This is a genomic window from Variovorax sp. AB1(2024) (genome assembly GCF_037482385.2).
GTDB lineage: Bacteria > Pseudomonadota > Gammaproteobacteria > Burkholderiales > Burkholderiaceae_C > Variovorax.
Window position 1 is genome coordinate 765,414 of sequence record NZ_JBBHKP020000002.1, and the last position, 13,945, is coordinate 779,358.

Here is a 13,945-nt window from a genome sequence, read left to right on the forward strand (position 1 = left end):
TCGCAACGCCGCGAGCTCGCCAACGCCGCGAGGAAGGCAGCCCGCACCGGGTCAGTTGTTCGCGCTCAGGTCCATCAGCATGCGCGACAGCAGGTAGAGGCGCGGCACCACGCTCTCGACCTCGGCGTATTCCTCCGGCGTGTGGATGCCGCCACCCACGATGCCGAAGCCGTCGAGCACCGGCACGCCCACGCCCGCCACCAGGCTCGCGTCGGCCGCGCCGCCGCTGCTCTCGATGGTGAGCTTCTTGCCGATCTCGGCGTAGATGCCCTCGGCCATCTTCACCAGCTTCTCCGATGCGGGCAGGCGCGGCATCGGCGGCAGGCCGCGCACCAGGCGCACGCGCACCTCGGTCTCGGGAATCAGCTTGTTCTGCGCGATGCGCACCAGGTCTTTCTCGACACGGTCGAACTCTTCCGGCGTGGCCGCGCGCACGTCGCCCTTGGCGCTCGCGGTGGCGGGAATCACGTTGGTCGGGCCGTTGGCGGTGAGCACGGTGAAGTTGACCGTGGTCTTCTTCGCCGGGTCGGCCGTCTTCGACAGCTGCAGCACCTGGTGCGCGACTTCCATCGCGGCATTGCGGCCGGCCTCGGGCGCCACGCCCGCGTGCGCGGCCACGCCCTTCACCTCGACCAGCGCGGTGGCCGAGCCCTTGCGCTCGACCACGAGGCCATCGGCCGGGCGGCCCGGCTCCAGGTTCAGCGCCACGTCATGCTCCTTGGCCACGCGCTCGATCAGCGCGCTGGTGCCGACGGAGCCCGTCTCCTCGTTGGTGTCGAGCAGGAAGGTGATCTGCCCATAGTCCTTGAAGCCGATCTGCTGCAGGATCTTCAGCGCATAGAGGCCCGCGACCACGCCGCCCTTGTCGTCCATCACGCCGGGGCCGTAAGCGCGGCCGTCCTTGACGTAGAAGGGCTTGGCGGCGGCCGTGCCGTCCTTGAACACGGTGTCCATGTGGGCGAGGATCAGGATCTTCTTCTTGCCCTGCCCCGTGAAGGTGGCCACCACGTTGGTGCCGGGGTGCGGGTCGGCGGGGAAGGTCTCGATGCGCGCGCCGAGCTTGCGCAGTTCGCCCACGGCCATCTCGCGCACCTTGTCGAGCCCTTCGGTGTTGGCCGACCCCGAGTCGATGTTGACCATGCGCTCGAGCATCTGGAGCGCCTCGTCCTTGTATTGCGTGGCCGCATCGAGCGCGCCCTGGTGCGGCTTCTGGGCCAGGGCGTTGCCGCCGGCCAGCAGCGCGCATGCAAGCACCACCCCGTGGCAGACGGAGCGCAGCGGCGCCGGTTTGTTGGTGAGCTTGGTGGGGGATGAGCGCTTGGAAGAAATCATGGGTTGCGTTGTGTTGTTCGCTGGTGTTCGACGAAGAAAAGCCTGCCCCTCGCGAGGCGAGGGCAGGCTATCACCCGCATTCTGCGCGGGTCAAGCGAACACGAACAACGGCTAACGAAGCGCTGGCTAGCAGCAGCGCCCCTTGCCTGCTCCGTAGCGCGCCTCCAGCCGTTCGCGGAAGAAGGCTTCGTAGCTCATGGGCGGGCGGTCCGGGTGGGTGGCTGCCATGTGGGTCAGGTAGGCGTCGTAGTCGGGCATGCCGACCATGAGCCGCAGCGACTGCTTGAGCGAGCGCGCGAAGTAGCGCCCGGCTTCGGGCAATGCGAGGCCCATGGCTTCAGCGCGCGGCCGATGCGGCCAGCGGCTCGAACGGCGTCTCCTGCGTGGTCGGCCGGTTGGCCGCGCGTGCCGCCAGGCAGGCCTTGATGCTGTAGACCAGCACGCTGAGCACCACGAACATGAAAAGCGCGCACAGCGCCGCATCCAGCCGGTCGTTGAAGACGATGCGCGACATGGCCTCGGGCGTCTTGGCCGGCGCCACGAGCACGCCGTTGGCGATGCCCTCGGTGTACCTGGCGGCATGCGACAGGAAGCCGATCTTCGGGTCGGCCGAGAAGATCTTCTGCCAGCCCGCGGTGAGCGTGCAGGCCAGCAGCCATGCGGCCGGCGCGGCGGCCACCCAGGCGTAGCGCTCGCGCTTCATGCGGAACAGCACCACCACGCCAAGCATCAGCGCCACGGCGGCCAGCATCTGGTTGGAGATGCCGAACAGCGGCCACAGCGTGTTGATGCCGCCCAGCGGATCGACCACGCCCTGGTACAGGAAGTAGCCCCAGGCCGCCACGCACAGTGCCGTGGCCACGAGGTTGGCCGGCAGCGAGTCGGTGCGCTTGAGCGCCGGCACGAAGCTGCCCAGCAGGTCCTGCAGCATGAAGCGGCCGGCGCGGGTGCCGGCGTCCACCGCCGTGAGGATGAAAAGCGCCTCGAACAGAATCGCGAAGTGGTACCAGAAAGCCATCATGGCCTGGCCGCCGATCACCTGGTGCAGGATGTGGGCCATGCCCACCGCCAGCGTCGGCGCGCCGCCTGCGCGGCCCAGGATGGTGGTCTCGCCCACGTCCCTGGCGGTCTGCACCAGCATCTCGGGCGTGATCACGAAGCCCCAGCTCGAGATGGTCTGCGCCGCCTGCTGCGCGGTGCTGCCCACCAGCGCGGCCGGGCTGTTCATCGCGAAGTAGATGCCCGGCTCGATGCACGAGGCCGCCACCAGCGCCATCACGGCGACGAAGGATTCGGCCAGCATGCCGCCATAGCCGATGAAGCGCGCATGGCGCTCGTTGTCGAGCATCTTGGGCGTGGTGCCCGAGGAGATGAGCGCATGGAAGCCCGAGACGGCCCCGCAGGCGATGGTGATGAACAGGAACGGGAACAGGCTGCCAGACCACACCGGGCCGTTGCCCTGCGCGAACTGCGTGACGGCCGGCATCTGCAGCGTGGGCATCACGAACACGATGCCGATGGCCAGCGCGATGATGGTGCCGATCTTCAGGAAGGTCGACAGGTAGTCGCGCGGCGCCAGCAGCAGCCACACCGGCAGGCTCGCGGCGACGAAGCCGTAGCCCACCAGCATCCAGGTGAGCGCCTTGCCGTCGAAGGTGAAGAGCGGCGCCCATTCGGGGCTCTGGCTCACGGCCTGGCCGCCGAAGATGGCCAGCATCAGCAGCACGAAGCCGATCAGCGACACCTCGCCGATGCGGCCCGGGCGCAGGTAGCGCAGGTACACGCCCATGAAGAGCGCCACCGGCACCGTGGCCGCCACCGTGAAGGTGCCCCACGGCGACTCGGCCAGCGCCTTCACCACGATCAGCGCCAGCACCGCCAGGATGATGATCATGATCATGAAGGTGCCGAACAGGGCGATCATGCCGGGCACCACGCCCATCTCCTGCTTCACGAGGTCGCCCAGCGAGCGGCCGTCGCGCCGCGTGGAGATGAAGAGAATGATGAAGTCCTGCACCGCGCCGGCGAACACCACGCCGGCCAGCACCCACAGCAGGCCGGGCAGGTAGCCCATCTGCGCCGCGAGCACCGGGCCCACCAGCGGGCCCGCGCCGGCAATGGCCGCGAAGTGGTGGCCGAACAGCACGTTCTTGTCGGTCGGCACGTAGTCCAGGCCGTCGTTGTGGCGGTGCGCGGGCGTCTTGCGGCTGCCGTCCAGGCCCAGCACCTTGTCAGCGATGAAGAGGCTGTAGTAGCGGTAGGCGATCAGGTAGGTGCAGATCGCGGCGGCCACCACCCAGAGGGCGTTGACGCTCTCACCTCGGGTCAGGGCCACGGTGGCGAGCGAAAACGCGCCGGCCACGGCCACGACCAGCCACACCAGGTGGCGTCGGATGCTTTGCATTGGGATGTCTCCAGGATTGAACCCCGGGAGTTTTGCCGCGCGGGCGCCGCGGCGCATCCGTCGGACCGCGCGGGCCGGGCGCGTGGCTTTGCGTAATGGAAAACCCGCATGCCCATGCCCGAGGCCCGCAGTTCAATGCCTGCGGGCCTACACGCACGAACCGGACCAAGCCGGAACAATAGGGGTCTGTCTTCAACAAGCGAGCCAGCCGATTGACCGACACCGCTCCCCCTACTTCAACCCAGGCGACCCAGGCAAGCCAGGCGCAGGTGCGCTGCTGCATCGCGGGCGGCGGCCCCGCCGGCATGGTGCTCGGATTGCTGCTCGCGCGGGCCGGCGTCCCCGTCGTGGTGCTGGAAAAGCACGTTGACTTCCTGCGCGACTTCCGCGGCGACACCGTGCACCCGTCGACGCTGGAGGTACTTCACGAACTGGGCCTGCTCGAGGCTTTCCTGCAGCGCCCGCACGACCGCATCGAGCAGCTGTGCGCCAGCTTCGAGGGCCGGAACTTTCCCGTGGCCGACTTCACCCACCTGCCTTCGCACAGCAAGTTCCTGGTGCTGATGCCGCAGTGGGAGTTCCTGGACTTCATGTGCGACGAGGCGCGGCGCTATCCGGGCTTCGAGCTGTGGACCGACGCCGAGGCCGTCGGCCTGCTGCAGGACAAGGGGCGCGTCAACGGCGTGAAGGTGCGGCGCGGGCGCCGGGCCGGCAAGCCGCAGGACGTGGAGCTGCACGCCTCGCTGGTGGTCGCGAGCGACGGCCGCCACTCGGCGCTGCGCGATGCCGCCGCACTGCCGCACATCAGCTACGGCGCACCGATCGACGTGCTGTGGATGCGCATTCCCAGGGAAAGCGGCGACCCGGAGGCCACCGCGGGCCACATCGCCGCCGGGCACTTGCTGGTGACGCTGAACCGCGGCGACTACTGGCAGTGCGCATTCGTGATTCCCAAGGGCGGGCACGCCGCGCTGCAGGCCCGGGGCATCGACGCCTTCCACGCCGAGATCGGCAAGATCGCGCCCTTCTTCGCCGACCGGCTCGCGACGGCACTGCCCGACTGGAACGCGGTGAAGCTGCTCGAGGTGACGGTCGACCGGCTCGAGTCGTGGTCGTGCAAGGGCATGCTGTGCATTGGCGATGCGGCGCATGCCATGTCGCCTGTGGGCGGCGTCGGCATCAATCTGGCCGTGCAGGACGCGGTGGCCGCGGCCAACCTGCTGGCCCCGATGCTGGCCGGCACGGCCACCGACAAGCAGATCGACGACATATTGCCGCAGCTGCAGCGGCGAAGGGAATGGCCGGTGCGCGTGACGCAGGCGGCGCAGCGCATGGTGCAAGACCGCGTGCTGGTGCCGGTGCTCGGCGGCAAGATGACGGCGGTGGCGGGCCACGTGCCGTGGCCGCTGCGGCTGCTCTCGCGCTGGCCCGTGCTTCGCAGGCTGCCGGCACGGGCGGTGGGACTGGGCGTGCGGCCGGAACATGTGACCTCGCCGCACCGGTCTTTATGAAATTTTTACGCGCGGCCACCGGCATTCGATGCCGTTTTTATGCGCGCCTTTCGATACTCCATCCACTCCCGAACAAGAGTGAGCAATGGAAATCGTCTGGTTGGCCGCCGTCGCGGCCGTGTGGGTCGTCTCGGCAGAGACGCTGGTGAGGCTTTATCGGCTCGACAAGCCGCGCAGGCCGCGCCTGCCGCCTGAGAGGGCGTGACATGGCACTGCACGCGACGCTCTGGTATCACGCGGCCGCCTGGGCCCGGCAGGCACAGGCACGGCCCGACATGACGCTCTACTGGTCATGCTGCGGCACGCCGGCACTCGACGAACAGACCATGCTCGGCCACGTCGAGACGGGCAACGTCCTCGTGGCATCGTGCAGCCATTGCGGCGCCCGGTGGATGAGCATCTCGCGCGCGGAAGATCCGACCGACTGGCGCCCGCTGAACGCCGACGACGCCATCGCCATCCGCATGGCCGGCGACATCACGCGCGCCGCACTGCTCAACGCCTGGGCACGCATGGACGAGCGGGCCGGCTGGCGACGAAGAAAACAGCGCGACGCGGAAGACTGACCGGTCGATGCGCCCCGGGCCTGATGCTCAGGGCCGCCGTGCCTGCGTCGGCTGGCGCGACCAGTACACGCCGTCGAGCCGGTCGAGCCGCACCTCGCCGCCCGTGGACGGCGCATGCACGAAGCGGCCGCCGCCCACATAGATGCCGGCATGCGTGGGCGTGGACGAACCGAAGAGCACCAGGTCGCCCGTGCGAAGCTGCGACATCGCCACGGCTTGACCGAAGTCCGACATGCGCGCCACCGTGCGCGGCGGCGATTGCCCCACGCTGTTGATATAGACGTAGCCGATGAGCCCGCTGCAGTCGAAGCCGCCGTCCGGCGTGTTGCCGCCATAGCGGTATGGCGTGCCGACCAGCCCCAGCGCGTGAATGGCGATGCTGTTCGACTGCTCGTCCGTGAGCGGCGTGCTGGTGATCGACGGTGCGGGGCCTCGTCCCTGGCGCGGGCCCGGAGGGCTTGCGCAGCCCGCCATCAGGAGGCAGGCGGCGATGACGAGAATCTGAAGCAGCCGCGGTGGCGCGGGCATGCGGGAACGTGGCGTTGACACAGGTGCGTCGGACATGTCGGATGGCTGAGCTTGTGAACGTGCACGCACTCTAGCGCGGAACGCGTCCGCTTCCTGAAGAAGAGGCCACGCCCTCCGGGGTCTGCGCTGCTGCGCCGGCGCCGCGGAGGGAGAAGATGCGAAAAGAAAATGACGCGAGGCGTGCCGCTTACTTGGCGACGACGGCGTTGACCGCGTCCTTCAGCGCCTTGCCGGCGGTGAACTTGGGCGCCTTGCTGGCCTTGATGGTCATCGGCTCGCCGGTCGACGGGTTGCGGCCCGTGCGCTCAGGGCGGCTTGCCACGGCGAAGGTGCCGAAGCCGATCAGTTGCACCGTGTCGCCGGCGGCCAGCGCGCGCGACAGGTTTTCGATCGCGGCGTCGAGCGCGCGGCCGGCATCGGCCTTGCTGAGGTTCGTGTCCGTGGCGATGGCGGCGATGAGTTCGGTCTTGTTCAAAACGGGATGCTCTTTCTTCAATCAAGCGGTTGGAAAAAAACGGTAGCGAGAAAGCGCTACCGGGGACCGAACTTTAAACGCCCCGGCGGCGGATGGCGGGGCGCATGCGTTTCAAGAGTGAAACATCTGGCCGAAGCGGGACCTCCGCGAGGCACCGCCCACGCTAGACTGCCGCTTCGTTCTTCCAGGAGACACCGCCATGACCCGATTGCTAGTACGCAGTTTCGGCGTTTCGCTCGACGGCTTCGCTGCCGGCCCGGACCAGAGCCTGGAGCATCCGCTGGGCGTTCGCGGCCCTGAACTCATGAACTGGTTCTTTCCCACGCGCGTCTGGCAGCAGATGCACAGCACGGGCGAGGCCAACGGCGAAACCGGCATCGACAACGAGATCGCCGAGCAGGGCTTCGCCGAGATGGGCGCGTGGATCCTGGGGCGAAACATGTTCGGACCGGTGCGCGGTCCGTGGCCCGACGAGAGCTGGAAAGGCTGGTGGGGCGACGAGCCGCCCTACCATGTGCCGGTCTTCGTGCTGACCCACCATGCCCGCGCGCCACTGACGATGCAAGGCGGCACCACCTTCCACTTCGTCACCGGCGGCATCCATGAGGCTCTGGCATTGGCACGGGCGGCCGCAGGCACGCGCGACGTGCGCGTGGGTGGCGGCGTGGCCACCGTGCGCGAATACCTGAAGGCCGGGCTGATCGACGAACTGCACCTGGCCGTGCGGCCGGTGCTGCTGGGCAAGGGCGAGGCGCTTTTCGCCGGCCTGGACCTGCCGGCCCTGGGCTACAGCTGCGAGCGGCAGGTGGCAGGCGAGCGCGCCACGCATGTGTTCCTGCGCCGCAATGCGCCCTGACGCGGGACATGCCATCCATGAAGTCCTTAAGCCTATCCTTGTTGCTCTTCGGTGCAACGCCCGTGTTCGCGCAGATCAACGCCGGCACCCTGCCCCCCACCCCGTCGCCCCCGTTCAAGCTCACGAAGGTCGCGCAGTTCGACCTGCCATGGCGCATCGCCTTCCTGCCGGACGGGCGCATGCTGGTCACCGAGAAGATCGGCAAGCTCTACCTCACGACCCAGTCCGGGCAGAAGCTCGAAGTCACCGGCGTGCCGCCAGTGCTCTACCAAAGCCAGAACGGCCTGCTCGGCGTGTACCTGGCCCCATCCTTTGCGAGCGATGCGGCGATCTACCTGACCTATTCGGAGCCCGGACAAGTCACGGGTACCTCGAGCCTGGCGCTCGCCCGCGCGACGCTCAGGATCGGCACCGGCACCGCCTCGCTGGAGGACCTGAAGGTCGTCTGGCGTGACCCGATCAAGGGCAAGGGAGGCCAGGTCGGCGCCGCCGTGGCCTTTTCGCCGGACCAGAAGTTTCTCTTTCTCACGGTCGGCGATCGGCAGCGCTTCACCCCTGCGCAAGACCCGAACCAACCGGCCGGCAAGATCCTGCGACTGACCCTGGACGGCAAGCCCGCACCCGGCAACCCCATGGAAGGCAAGACGGGTGCGCAGTCGGTCCCGGTGATCGATCCGCCGAGAGACACGGAGGCCGCGAAGACCGCGCCGGTCGTGCGCACCCATGTCTTCGACGGCCCCAATCTGACGCCGTCCGAGACATGGAGTTCGGGGCATCGCACGCCCTACGGCCTCGCATTCGCGCCGGATGGCCGCCTTTGGGAGCTCGAGCACGGCCCGCGCGGCGGCGACGAACTCAACCTCATCGAACCGGGCAAGAACTACGGTTGGCCGCTCGTTTCCTATGCGGTGAACTACGACGGCGTGCCCATTGCCAGCCCCGACACGCGCGCCGACCTCGCCAAGCCCGCGATCTACTGGACGCCTGTGCTGGCGCCCGGCAACCTGATGTTCTACAGCGGCGCGATGTTTCCGAAATGGAAGGGCTCGGCGTTCGCGCCCGGCCTCGTCAGCCGTGCCCTGCACCGGATCGAGGTCAACGGCGCGATCGCGAAACCGGCGGAGCACTGGACCGTCGGCTTTCGCGTCCGCGCCGTCGAGCAGGCGCCCGATGGCGCGCTGTGGCTGATCGAGGACGACCGCGAGGGCGGCCTGTATCGGCTCACGCCGAAATGATCAGGCCAGTGCCGTGCTGAACGTGGCCAGCAGGCGCGTCCAGGCGCGCTCGGACTGGGCGGCGTCATAGACCTGGGTGTCGGGCGGGCACCAGCCGTGGGCCGCCGGGTACACCTCCACCTCGGCTGGCAGCTTCGCGCTTTCGAGCGCAGTGCGCAGCGTGACCTTGGCTTCGGGATCTTTGGCGTCGTCGTTCTGGGCCACTGCAATCAGGTAGCGCGCCTGCGTCTGGGCCACCAGGCGATGGGGGCTGTCGGGCGCCGCGGTCACCATGGCGGCGCCATGGAAGGTTCCGACAGCACCTACGCGGCCGGGGGCCACGGTGGCAGTGCGCACCGCGATCGGGCCGCCCATGCAATAGCCGGTGGTGCCCAGCTTGCGCGCCTTGTCCACCTCGCGTTGGGCATCGAGCCACGCCACGAAGGCCTTGCCGTCGCTCAGATGCATGGCCGGCGTCAGCGCCTGCATCAGCGGCATCACTTCGGCGATCGGCGTCTGGCCGCCCTGCGCGGCAGTGGGAGCCTTCTTCTGCCGGTAGAAGGGATTCACCACCAGCACGCTGTAGCCCGACTCGGCCAGCCGCCGACCCATTTGCCTGAAGGCCGGGCGAAGACCGAACACGTCGGGCCACACCAGCACGCCGGGTGCAGGCCCCGAGGTCGGTGCGACAAAGTAAGCGTCGCAGTTGCCATCCGCAGTGGCGATGGTCACCTCGCGCTCGGCAACGGCGACGGCGTTGGCCACGCTGGGCAACGCCGTCAGTACACCGGCGGATGCGGCCCACGTAGCGAAGTCGCGGCGGGTGTACTTCTTGAGTTCTTCCTGGTCGTTCAGATCACACACGGTTGATTTACCTCATAAGGATGGGAACACGCCAGCTTTTGCCACGAATCGGGACAGCCAGCAAGCGGGCGGGCTTTCCATGAAGCACGGCGGCGGAGTCGCCTCGCGCTGCTGGATGGGCGACTTTTGTATAGTTTTGTAGCCCGCATGAGCGGCTCCTACACAAGGTCAAGAACACCCTCGGAGAAAGCGCTGCGCGCCCTAACAATCGCGCCTCCATTTCCACAACTCCCTCTGACGGACAACGACCATGAACACCACCACCCAAGACAAGGTTCTCTACACCGGCCGTACCCAGACCACCGGCGGACGCGGCGGCGCCGCGCGCAGCGACGACGGCCGGCTCGACGTCACGCTCACGCGCTTCGGTACCGTGGGTCCTGGCACCAACCCCGAACAGCTGTTCGCAGCCGGATGGTCGGCTTGCTTCATGGGCGCCATGGCCCGCGCGGCCCAGGCCCAGGGCGTGCGCCTGCCGGAAGGGCTGGCCGTCAATGCCGAGGTCGACCTGGTCGAAGGTGCCGACGGCTTCAGGCTGGCGGCGCGGCTGCAGGTCCTCGTGCCCGGCGTGCCGCACGACACCGCCCTGGCCATCGTCGAAGGCGCGCACCAGCTGTGCCCTTATTCCAAGGCCACGCGCGGCAACATCGAGGTCGCGCTGTCGGTGGCCTGACCCACGCACCGGCCCCCACCCATGCCCGCATTCCTCCGAAGGCTGTGGCCAAGCACCCTGCTGGCGCGCGTCACGCTGCTGGTGGTGGTGGGTATGGCGCTGGCCCAGGTGCTGACCTACACGGCGATCCGCTACGAACGCGGGCAGACGCTGATGAACCTGATGGTCAGCGGCGTGGAGCGCGACATCGCGAGTTCCGTGGCCATCCTCGACCGCCTGCCCGCCGCCGAGCGCGCCGGATGGTTCCAGCGCCTGGAGCGGCCCAACTACCGCTTCTCCCTGGAGGGCGTGGGGGACATGGCGCCGCCCTCCTCGCCCGCCCTGGCGCGCTTCGCCGATATCGTGACCAACGCGCTGCGGCCCTTTCCCGTGGTCGCTGTGGGCCAGCTTCCGCAGCAGCCCGAGACGGCGTGCATGCAGGTGCGGCTGAACGACGGCTCCTCGCTGTATGTGCTGGCGCGCCGCGTGCCGATGCCGGTGGCCGACTGGGTGACCTGGCTGTTGCTCGCGCAGCTGCTGGTGCTCGCGGCCTGCGCCTGGGCCGGCATGCGGCTGGTCACACGGCCGCTGGCGCAGCTGGCCCGGGCCGCCGACCGGCTCGGCCCCGACCTGCGGCCCGCGCCCGTGGCCGAGGGCGGGCCGGCCGAGGTGGCGCAGGCCGCGCGCGCCTTCAACGCGATGCAGCGGCGCATTGCAGGCACCGTGCAGGAGCGCATGCAGATCCTCGCCGCCATCTCGCACGACCTGCAGACGCCCATCACGCGAATGCGCCTGCGCGTGGACCTGGCGGACAACATGCCCGAGGCCGACAAGTTCCGCCAGGACCTCGAATCCATGCGCACGCTGGTGCACGAGGGCGTGGGCTACGCCAAGACCTTGCAGGGCTCCGACGAGACGCCGCGCCGCGTGAAGCTGGACGCGTTGGTGCACAGCATCGTCAACGACTACGCCGACACCGGTCGCCCGGTCACGCTCGTGCACGAGGCCGACGTGTCGCTCAGCACCCGGCCGCACGCGTTGCGCCGCATCCTCACCAACCTCGTCGACAACGCGCTCAAATACGGCGAGCGCGCCGAGGTCGGCGTGCGGCTTCAGGACGGTGCCGTGCTGGTCGAGGTCTGCGACCATGGCCCCGGCATTCCCGAGGACCAGCTCGCCGCCGTGCTGCAGCCCTTCTACCGGCTGGAAAGCTCACGCAACCGCGAGACCGGCGGCACTGGGCTGGGCCTGGCCATCGCGCACCAGCTGGCACTGTCGCTCGGTGGCGAGCTGGCCCTGCACAACCGGCCCGAAGGCGGCCTGTGCGCGAGCCTGCGCCTGCCCGCCGCCACGAATCAGGACATCCGATGAACACCACCACGCCTGCCGCCGACCACATCCTTCTGGTCGACGACGACCGCGAGATCCGCGAGCTTGTCGGCGCCTACCTGCAGAAGAACGGTCTGCGCGTGACCACCGCGCCCACCGGCCGCCACATGCGCCAGACCCTGGAGACCGCCGGACCCTTCGACCTCGTGATCCTCGACCTGATGCTGCCCGGCGAGGACGGCCTGACGCTGTGCCGCGACCTGCGCGGCGGCAAGCACAAGGCGCTGCCCATCCTCATGCTCACCGCGCGCGGCGACGAGGCCGACCGCATACTGGGCCTTGAGATGGGCGCCGACGATTACCTCGCCAAGCCCTTCGCCGCGCGCGAGCTGCTGGCCCGCATCAAGTCGGTACTGCGCCGCACGCGCATGCTGCCGCCCAACATGCGCAGCACCGACGAGGCGCGCTACCTGGCCTTCGGCGACTGGCGGCTGGACACGGTGGAGCGCATGCTGCTGGACCACGAAGGCACGGTGGTGTCGCTCAGCGGCGCGGAATACCGGCTCCTGCGCGTGCTGGTGGACCATCCGCAGAAAGTGCTCACGCGCGACCAGATCCTTTCGATCACGCAGGGCCGCGAGGCCGAGCTGTTCGAGCGCTCCATCGACCTGATGATCAGCCGACTGCGCAAGTGCCTGGGCGACGACGCCCGCGAGCCGCGCTACATCAAGACCGTGCGTAGCGAGGGCTACGTGTTCGCCGCGCAGGTCGAAGCGCAAGACGCATAGAGACATGCGCAAGCTGCTGTTCTCGCTGTTCTTCCTCTTCGGCGGTTTCGCGTCCGAAATCAGCCAGTCTGCGGGGCGGCCGTGTGCCATGCCTTCGGCCAGCGCTGCACCGCCGCTGCGGCGGCGGCGTTCCTGAGCGCAGGCCTGCCTCCACCCGTTTGCCTCCAGCCGCCACCTCCGGGTGGCGGTGTCGTTTCAGGGCACCCCATCCGCGATGCGCCAGTCGATGGCGAGTTTGTATGGCTGTGTATCCGGCCCCGCTGCCGCGACATGGCCATGCAATCGGGGAGTGCCCACGACACATGCCACATACATCTGGGCGATGTACTAGGGGCCAGCCGACGCAGACCGCGCCGGCACCGTCCCAACCGCAGCCAAAGGCCATTCCATGCACACCGCCCACACGACAACCGCAACGACCACCCGCCGCCGCGACTTCCTCGCCAGCGCGGCCCTGGGCCTCGCCGCCGCGCCCATCGCCAACCTGCTCGCCTCACCGGCGCGGGCCGCCACGGGCACGGGCGCCACCGGCTTCGCATCGCTCAAGACCATCGCCGCCGGCGACCTGCGCGTGGCCTATGCCGAGGCCGGCCCGGCCGATGGCCCCGTGGCCATCCTGCTGCACGGCTGGCCGTATGACATCCATGCCTTCGTCGACGTGGCGCCGCGTCTGGCGGCGGCGGGTTATCGCGTGATCGTGCCTTCCCTGCGCGGCTACGGCGACACGCGCTTCCTGTCCGACGCCACGCCCCGCAACGGCCAGCAGGGCGCGGTGGCGCAGGACATCGTGGCGCTGATGGACGCGCTGGGCATCCGCCAGGCCGTGCTGGGCGCCTTCGACTGGGGCGCGCGCACGGCCTGCATCCTGGCCGCGATCTGGCCCGAGCGCGTGGCCGGGCTGGTGTCGGTGAGCGGCTACCTGATCGGCAACCCGCAAGCCAACGCCAAGCCGCTGCCGCCGGCCGCGGAGTTCGCCTGGTGGTACCAGTCGTACTTCGCGACCGACCGTGGCCGCGACGGGTATGCCGCCAACCCGGCGGCATTCAACCGCTTCATCTGGCAGCAGGCTTCGCCGCGCTGGCGCTTCGACGAGGCCACCTACCAGCGCAGCGCGCAGTCCTTCGACAACCCGGACCACGTGGCCATCGTGGTCCACAACTACCGCTGGCGCATCGGCCTGGCGGCCGGCGAGCCGCGCTTCGACGCGCTGGAGCAACGGCTGGCCACGGCCCCCGTCATCGCCGTGCCCTCGATCACGATGGAAGGCGATGCCAACGGCGCGCCGCATCCCGATCCGGCCGCTTATGCGAAGAAGTTCAGCGGCAAATACCAGCACCGCCAGCTGGACGGCGGAATCGGCCACAACCTTCCGCAGGAGGCGCCCGCCGCGTTCGCACAGGCGGTGATCGACGTCACGCGGCTCTGA

Annotated in this window: 15 protein-coding genes; 9 read left to right on the top strand and 6 right to left on the bottom strand. The window is 68.9% G+C overall.

The window, feature by feature from the left end; genetic code table 11:
- Positions 1-51: 51 nt before the first annotated feature.
- From WIX39_RS30430 to WIX39_RS30440, 3 genes are all read right to left on the bottom strand, one after another.
- On the bottom strand, positions 52-1,332 hold the full coding sequence (locus WIX39_RS30430; RefSeq protein ID WP_253819923.1) for a M20/M25/M40 family metallo-hydrolase: 1,281 nt from the start codon (positions 1,330-1,332) through the stop codon (positions 52-54).
- Between the two features lie 126 nt (positions 1,333-1,458).
- A complete protein-coding gene (locus tag WIX39_RS30435; protein ID WP_081269276.1) occupies positions 1,459-1,665 on the bottom strand; it encodes a YbdD/YjiX family protein in 207 nt (68 codons plus the stop codon).
- A 4-nt stretch (positions 1,666-1,669) separates the two neighbouring features.
- Positions 1,670-3,736, bottom strand: a complete 2,067-nt coding sequence (locus tag WIX39_RS30440) for a carbon starvation CstA family protein (RefSeq protein WP_081269275.1) — start codon at positions 3,734-3,736, stop codon at positions 1,670-1,672.
- Positions 3,737-3,948: 212 nt separating this feature from the next.
- Between WIX39_RS30440 and WIX39_RS30445 the strand changes: the two genes are divergently transcribed.
- Together WIX39_RS30445 and WIX39_RS30450 are read left to right on the top strand one after the other, a co-directional pair.
- Positions 3,949-5,247 carry an FAD-dependent oxidoreductase gene (locus WIX39_RS30445; protein WP_409196812.1) on the top strand — a complete coding sequence of 433 codons (1,299 nt, stop codon included), beginning with the start codon at positions 3,949-3,951 and terminating at the stop codon, positions 5,245-5,247.
- A gap of 206 nt (positions 5,248-5,453) precedes the next feature.
- Positions 5,454-5,813 carry a hypothetical protein gene (locus tag WIX39_RS30450; protein ID WP_409196813.1) on the top strand — a complete coding sequence of 120 codons (360 nt, stop codon included), beginning with the start codon at positions 5,454-5,456 and terminating at the stop codon, positions 5,811-5,813.
- Between the two features lie 27 nt (positions 5,814-5,840).
- Here WIX39_RS30450 and WIX39_RS30455 read toward each other — a convergent pair whose 3' ends face one another.
- Both WIX39_RS30455 and WIX39_RS30460 read right to left on the bottom strand, forming a co-directional pair.
- A complete protein-coding gene (locus tag WIX39_RS30455; protein ID WP_409196814.1) occupies positions 5,841-6,341 on the bottom strand; it encodes a C40 family peptidase in 501 nt (166 codons plus the stop codon).
- A gap of 187 nt (positions 6,342-6,528) precedes the next feature.
- Complete coding sequence (locus WIX39_RS30460; protein WP_285413714.1) at positions 6,529-6,816, bottom strand: HU family DNA-binding protein; 288 nt, start codon at positions 6,814-6,816, stop codon at positions 6,529-6,531.
- A gap of 199 nt (positions 6,817-7,015) precedes the next feature.
- On the opposite strand from WIX39_RS30460, the gene WIX39_RS30465 reads away from it, so the two are divergent.
- Both WIX39_RS30465 and WIX39_RS30470 read left to right on the top strand, forming a co-directional pair.
- Entirely contained in the window at positions 7,016-7,672 is a 657-nt protein-coding gene (locus WIX39_RS30465; protein ID WP_409196815.1) for a dihydrofolate reductase family protein, read from the top strand.
- 8 nt (positions 7,673-7,680) lie between these two features.
- Positions 7,681-8,907: a PQQ-dependent sugar dehydrogenase gene (locus WIX39_RS30470; RefSeq protein WP_409196816.1), complete on the top strand. Its 1,227-nt coding sequence runs from the start codon at positions 7,681-7,683 to the stop codon at positions 8,905-8,907.
- Here the strand turns inward: WIX39_RS30470 and WIX39_RS30475 are convergent, their stop codons facing one another.
- Complete coding sequence (locus tag WIX39_RS30475) at positions 8,908-9,750, bottom strand: dienelactone hydrolase family protein (protein ID WP_106938058.1); 843 nt, start codon at positions 9,748-9,750, stop codon at positions 8,908-8,910. It abuts the gene before it with no gap.
- A gap of 250 nt (positions 9,751-10,000) precedes the next feature.
- On the opposite strand from WIX39_RS30475, the gene WIX39_RS30480 reads away from it, so the two are divergent.
- The 5 genes from WIX39_RS30480 (at position 10,001) to WIX39_RS30500 (ending at position 13,945) form a co-directional block, all read left to right on the top strand.
- Entirely contained in the window at positions 10,001-10,423 is a 423-nt protein-coding gene (locus WIX39_RS30480; RefSeq protein ID WP_106938057.1) for an organic hydroperoxide resistance protein, read from the top strand.
- A 21-nt stretch (positions 10,424-10,444) separates the two neighbouring features.
- Positions 10,445-11,773 (top strand): sensor histidine kinase, encoded by a 1,329-nt coding sequence (locus WIX39_RS30485; protein ID WP_409196817.1) that lies wholly within the window; start codon positions 10,445-10,447, stop codon positions 11,771-11,773.
- Positions 11,770-12,519 (top strand): response regulator, encoded by a 750-nt coding sequence (locus WIX39_RS30490; RefSeq protein WP_409196818.1) that lies wholly within the window; start codon positions 11,770-11,772, stop codon positions 12,517-12,519. The genes WIX39_RS30485 and WIX39_RS30490 overlap by 4 nt, the downstream gene beginning before the upstream one ends.
- Before the next feature lie 4 nt (positions 12,520-12,523).
- Positions 12,524-12,655, top strand: coding sequence for a hypothetical protein (locus WIX39_RS30495; RefSeq protein ID WP_285413721.1), 132 nt, complete (start codon positions 12,524-12,526; stop codon positions 12,653-12,655).
- A 252-nt stretch (positions 12,656-12,907) separates the two neighbouring features.
- Positions 12,908-13,945 (top strand): alpha/beta fold hydrolase, encoded by a 1,038-nt coding sequence (locus tag WIX39_RS30500; protein ID WP_409196819.1) that lies wholly within the window; start codon positions 12,908-12,910, stop codon positions 13,943-13,945.

What these genes read in the sequence shown, in the direction of transcription:
- WIX39_RS30430 (WP_253819923.1), bottom strand. Translation starts at nt 1,332, where the DNA reads ATGATTTCTTCCAAGCGCTCATCCCCCACCAAGCTCACCAACAAACCG.
- WIX39_RS30500 (WP_409196819.1), top strand. Translation starts at nt 12,908, where the DNA reads ATGCACACCGCCCACACGACAACCGCAACGACCACCCGCCGCCGCGAC.
- WIX39_RS30455 (WP_409196814.1), bottom strand. Translation starts at nt 6,341, where the DNA reads ATGCCCGCGCCACCGCGGCTGCTTCAGATTCTCGTCATCGCCGCCTGC.
- WIX39_RS30495 (WP_285413721.1), top strand. Translation starts at nt 12,524, where the DNA reads ATGCGCAAGCTGCTGTTCTCGCTGTTCTTCCTCTTCGGCGGTTTCGCG.
- WIX39_RS30490 (WP_409196818.1), top strand. Translation starts at nt 11,770, where the DNA reads ATGAACACCACCACGCCTGCCGCCGACCACATCCTTCTGGTCGACGAC.
- WIX39_RS30440 (WP_081269275.1), bottom strand. Translation starts at nt 3,736, where the DNA reads ATGCAAAGCATCCGACGCCACCTGGTGTGGCTGGTCGTGGCCGTGGCC.
- WIX39_RS30485 (WP_409196817.1), top strand. Translation starts at nt 10,445, where the DNA reads ATGCCCGCATTCCTCCGAAGGCTGTGGCCAAGCACCCTGCTGGCGCGC.
- WIX39_RS30435 (WP_081269276.1), bottom strand. Translation starts at nt 1,665, where the DNA reads ATGGGCCTCGCATTGCCCGAAGCCGGGCGCTACTTCGCGCGCTCGCTC.
- WIX39_RS30480 (WP_106938057.1), top strand. Translation starts at nt 10,001, where the DNA reads ATGAACACCACCACCCAAGACAAGGTTCTCTACACCGGCCGTACCCAG.
- WIX39_RS30450 (WP_409196813.1), top strand. Translation starts at nt 5,454, where the DNA reads ATGGCACTGCACGCGACGCTCTGGTATCACGCGGCCGCCTGGGCCCGG.
- WIX39_RS30465 (WP_409196815.1), top strand. Translation starts at nt 7,016, where the DNA reads ATGACCCGATTGCTAGTACGCAGTTTCGGCGTTTCGCTCGACGGCTTC.
- WIX39_RS30470 (WP_409196816.1), top strand. Translation starts at nt 7,681, where the DNA reads ATGCCATCCATGAAGTCCTTAAGCCTATCCTTGTTGCTCTTCGGTGCA.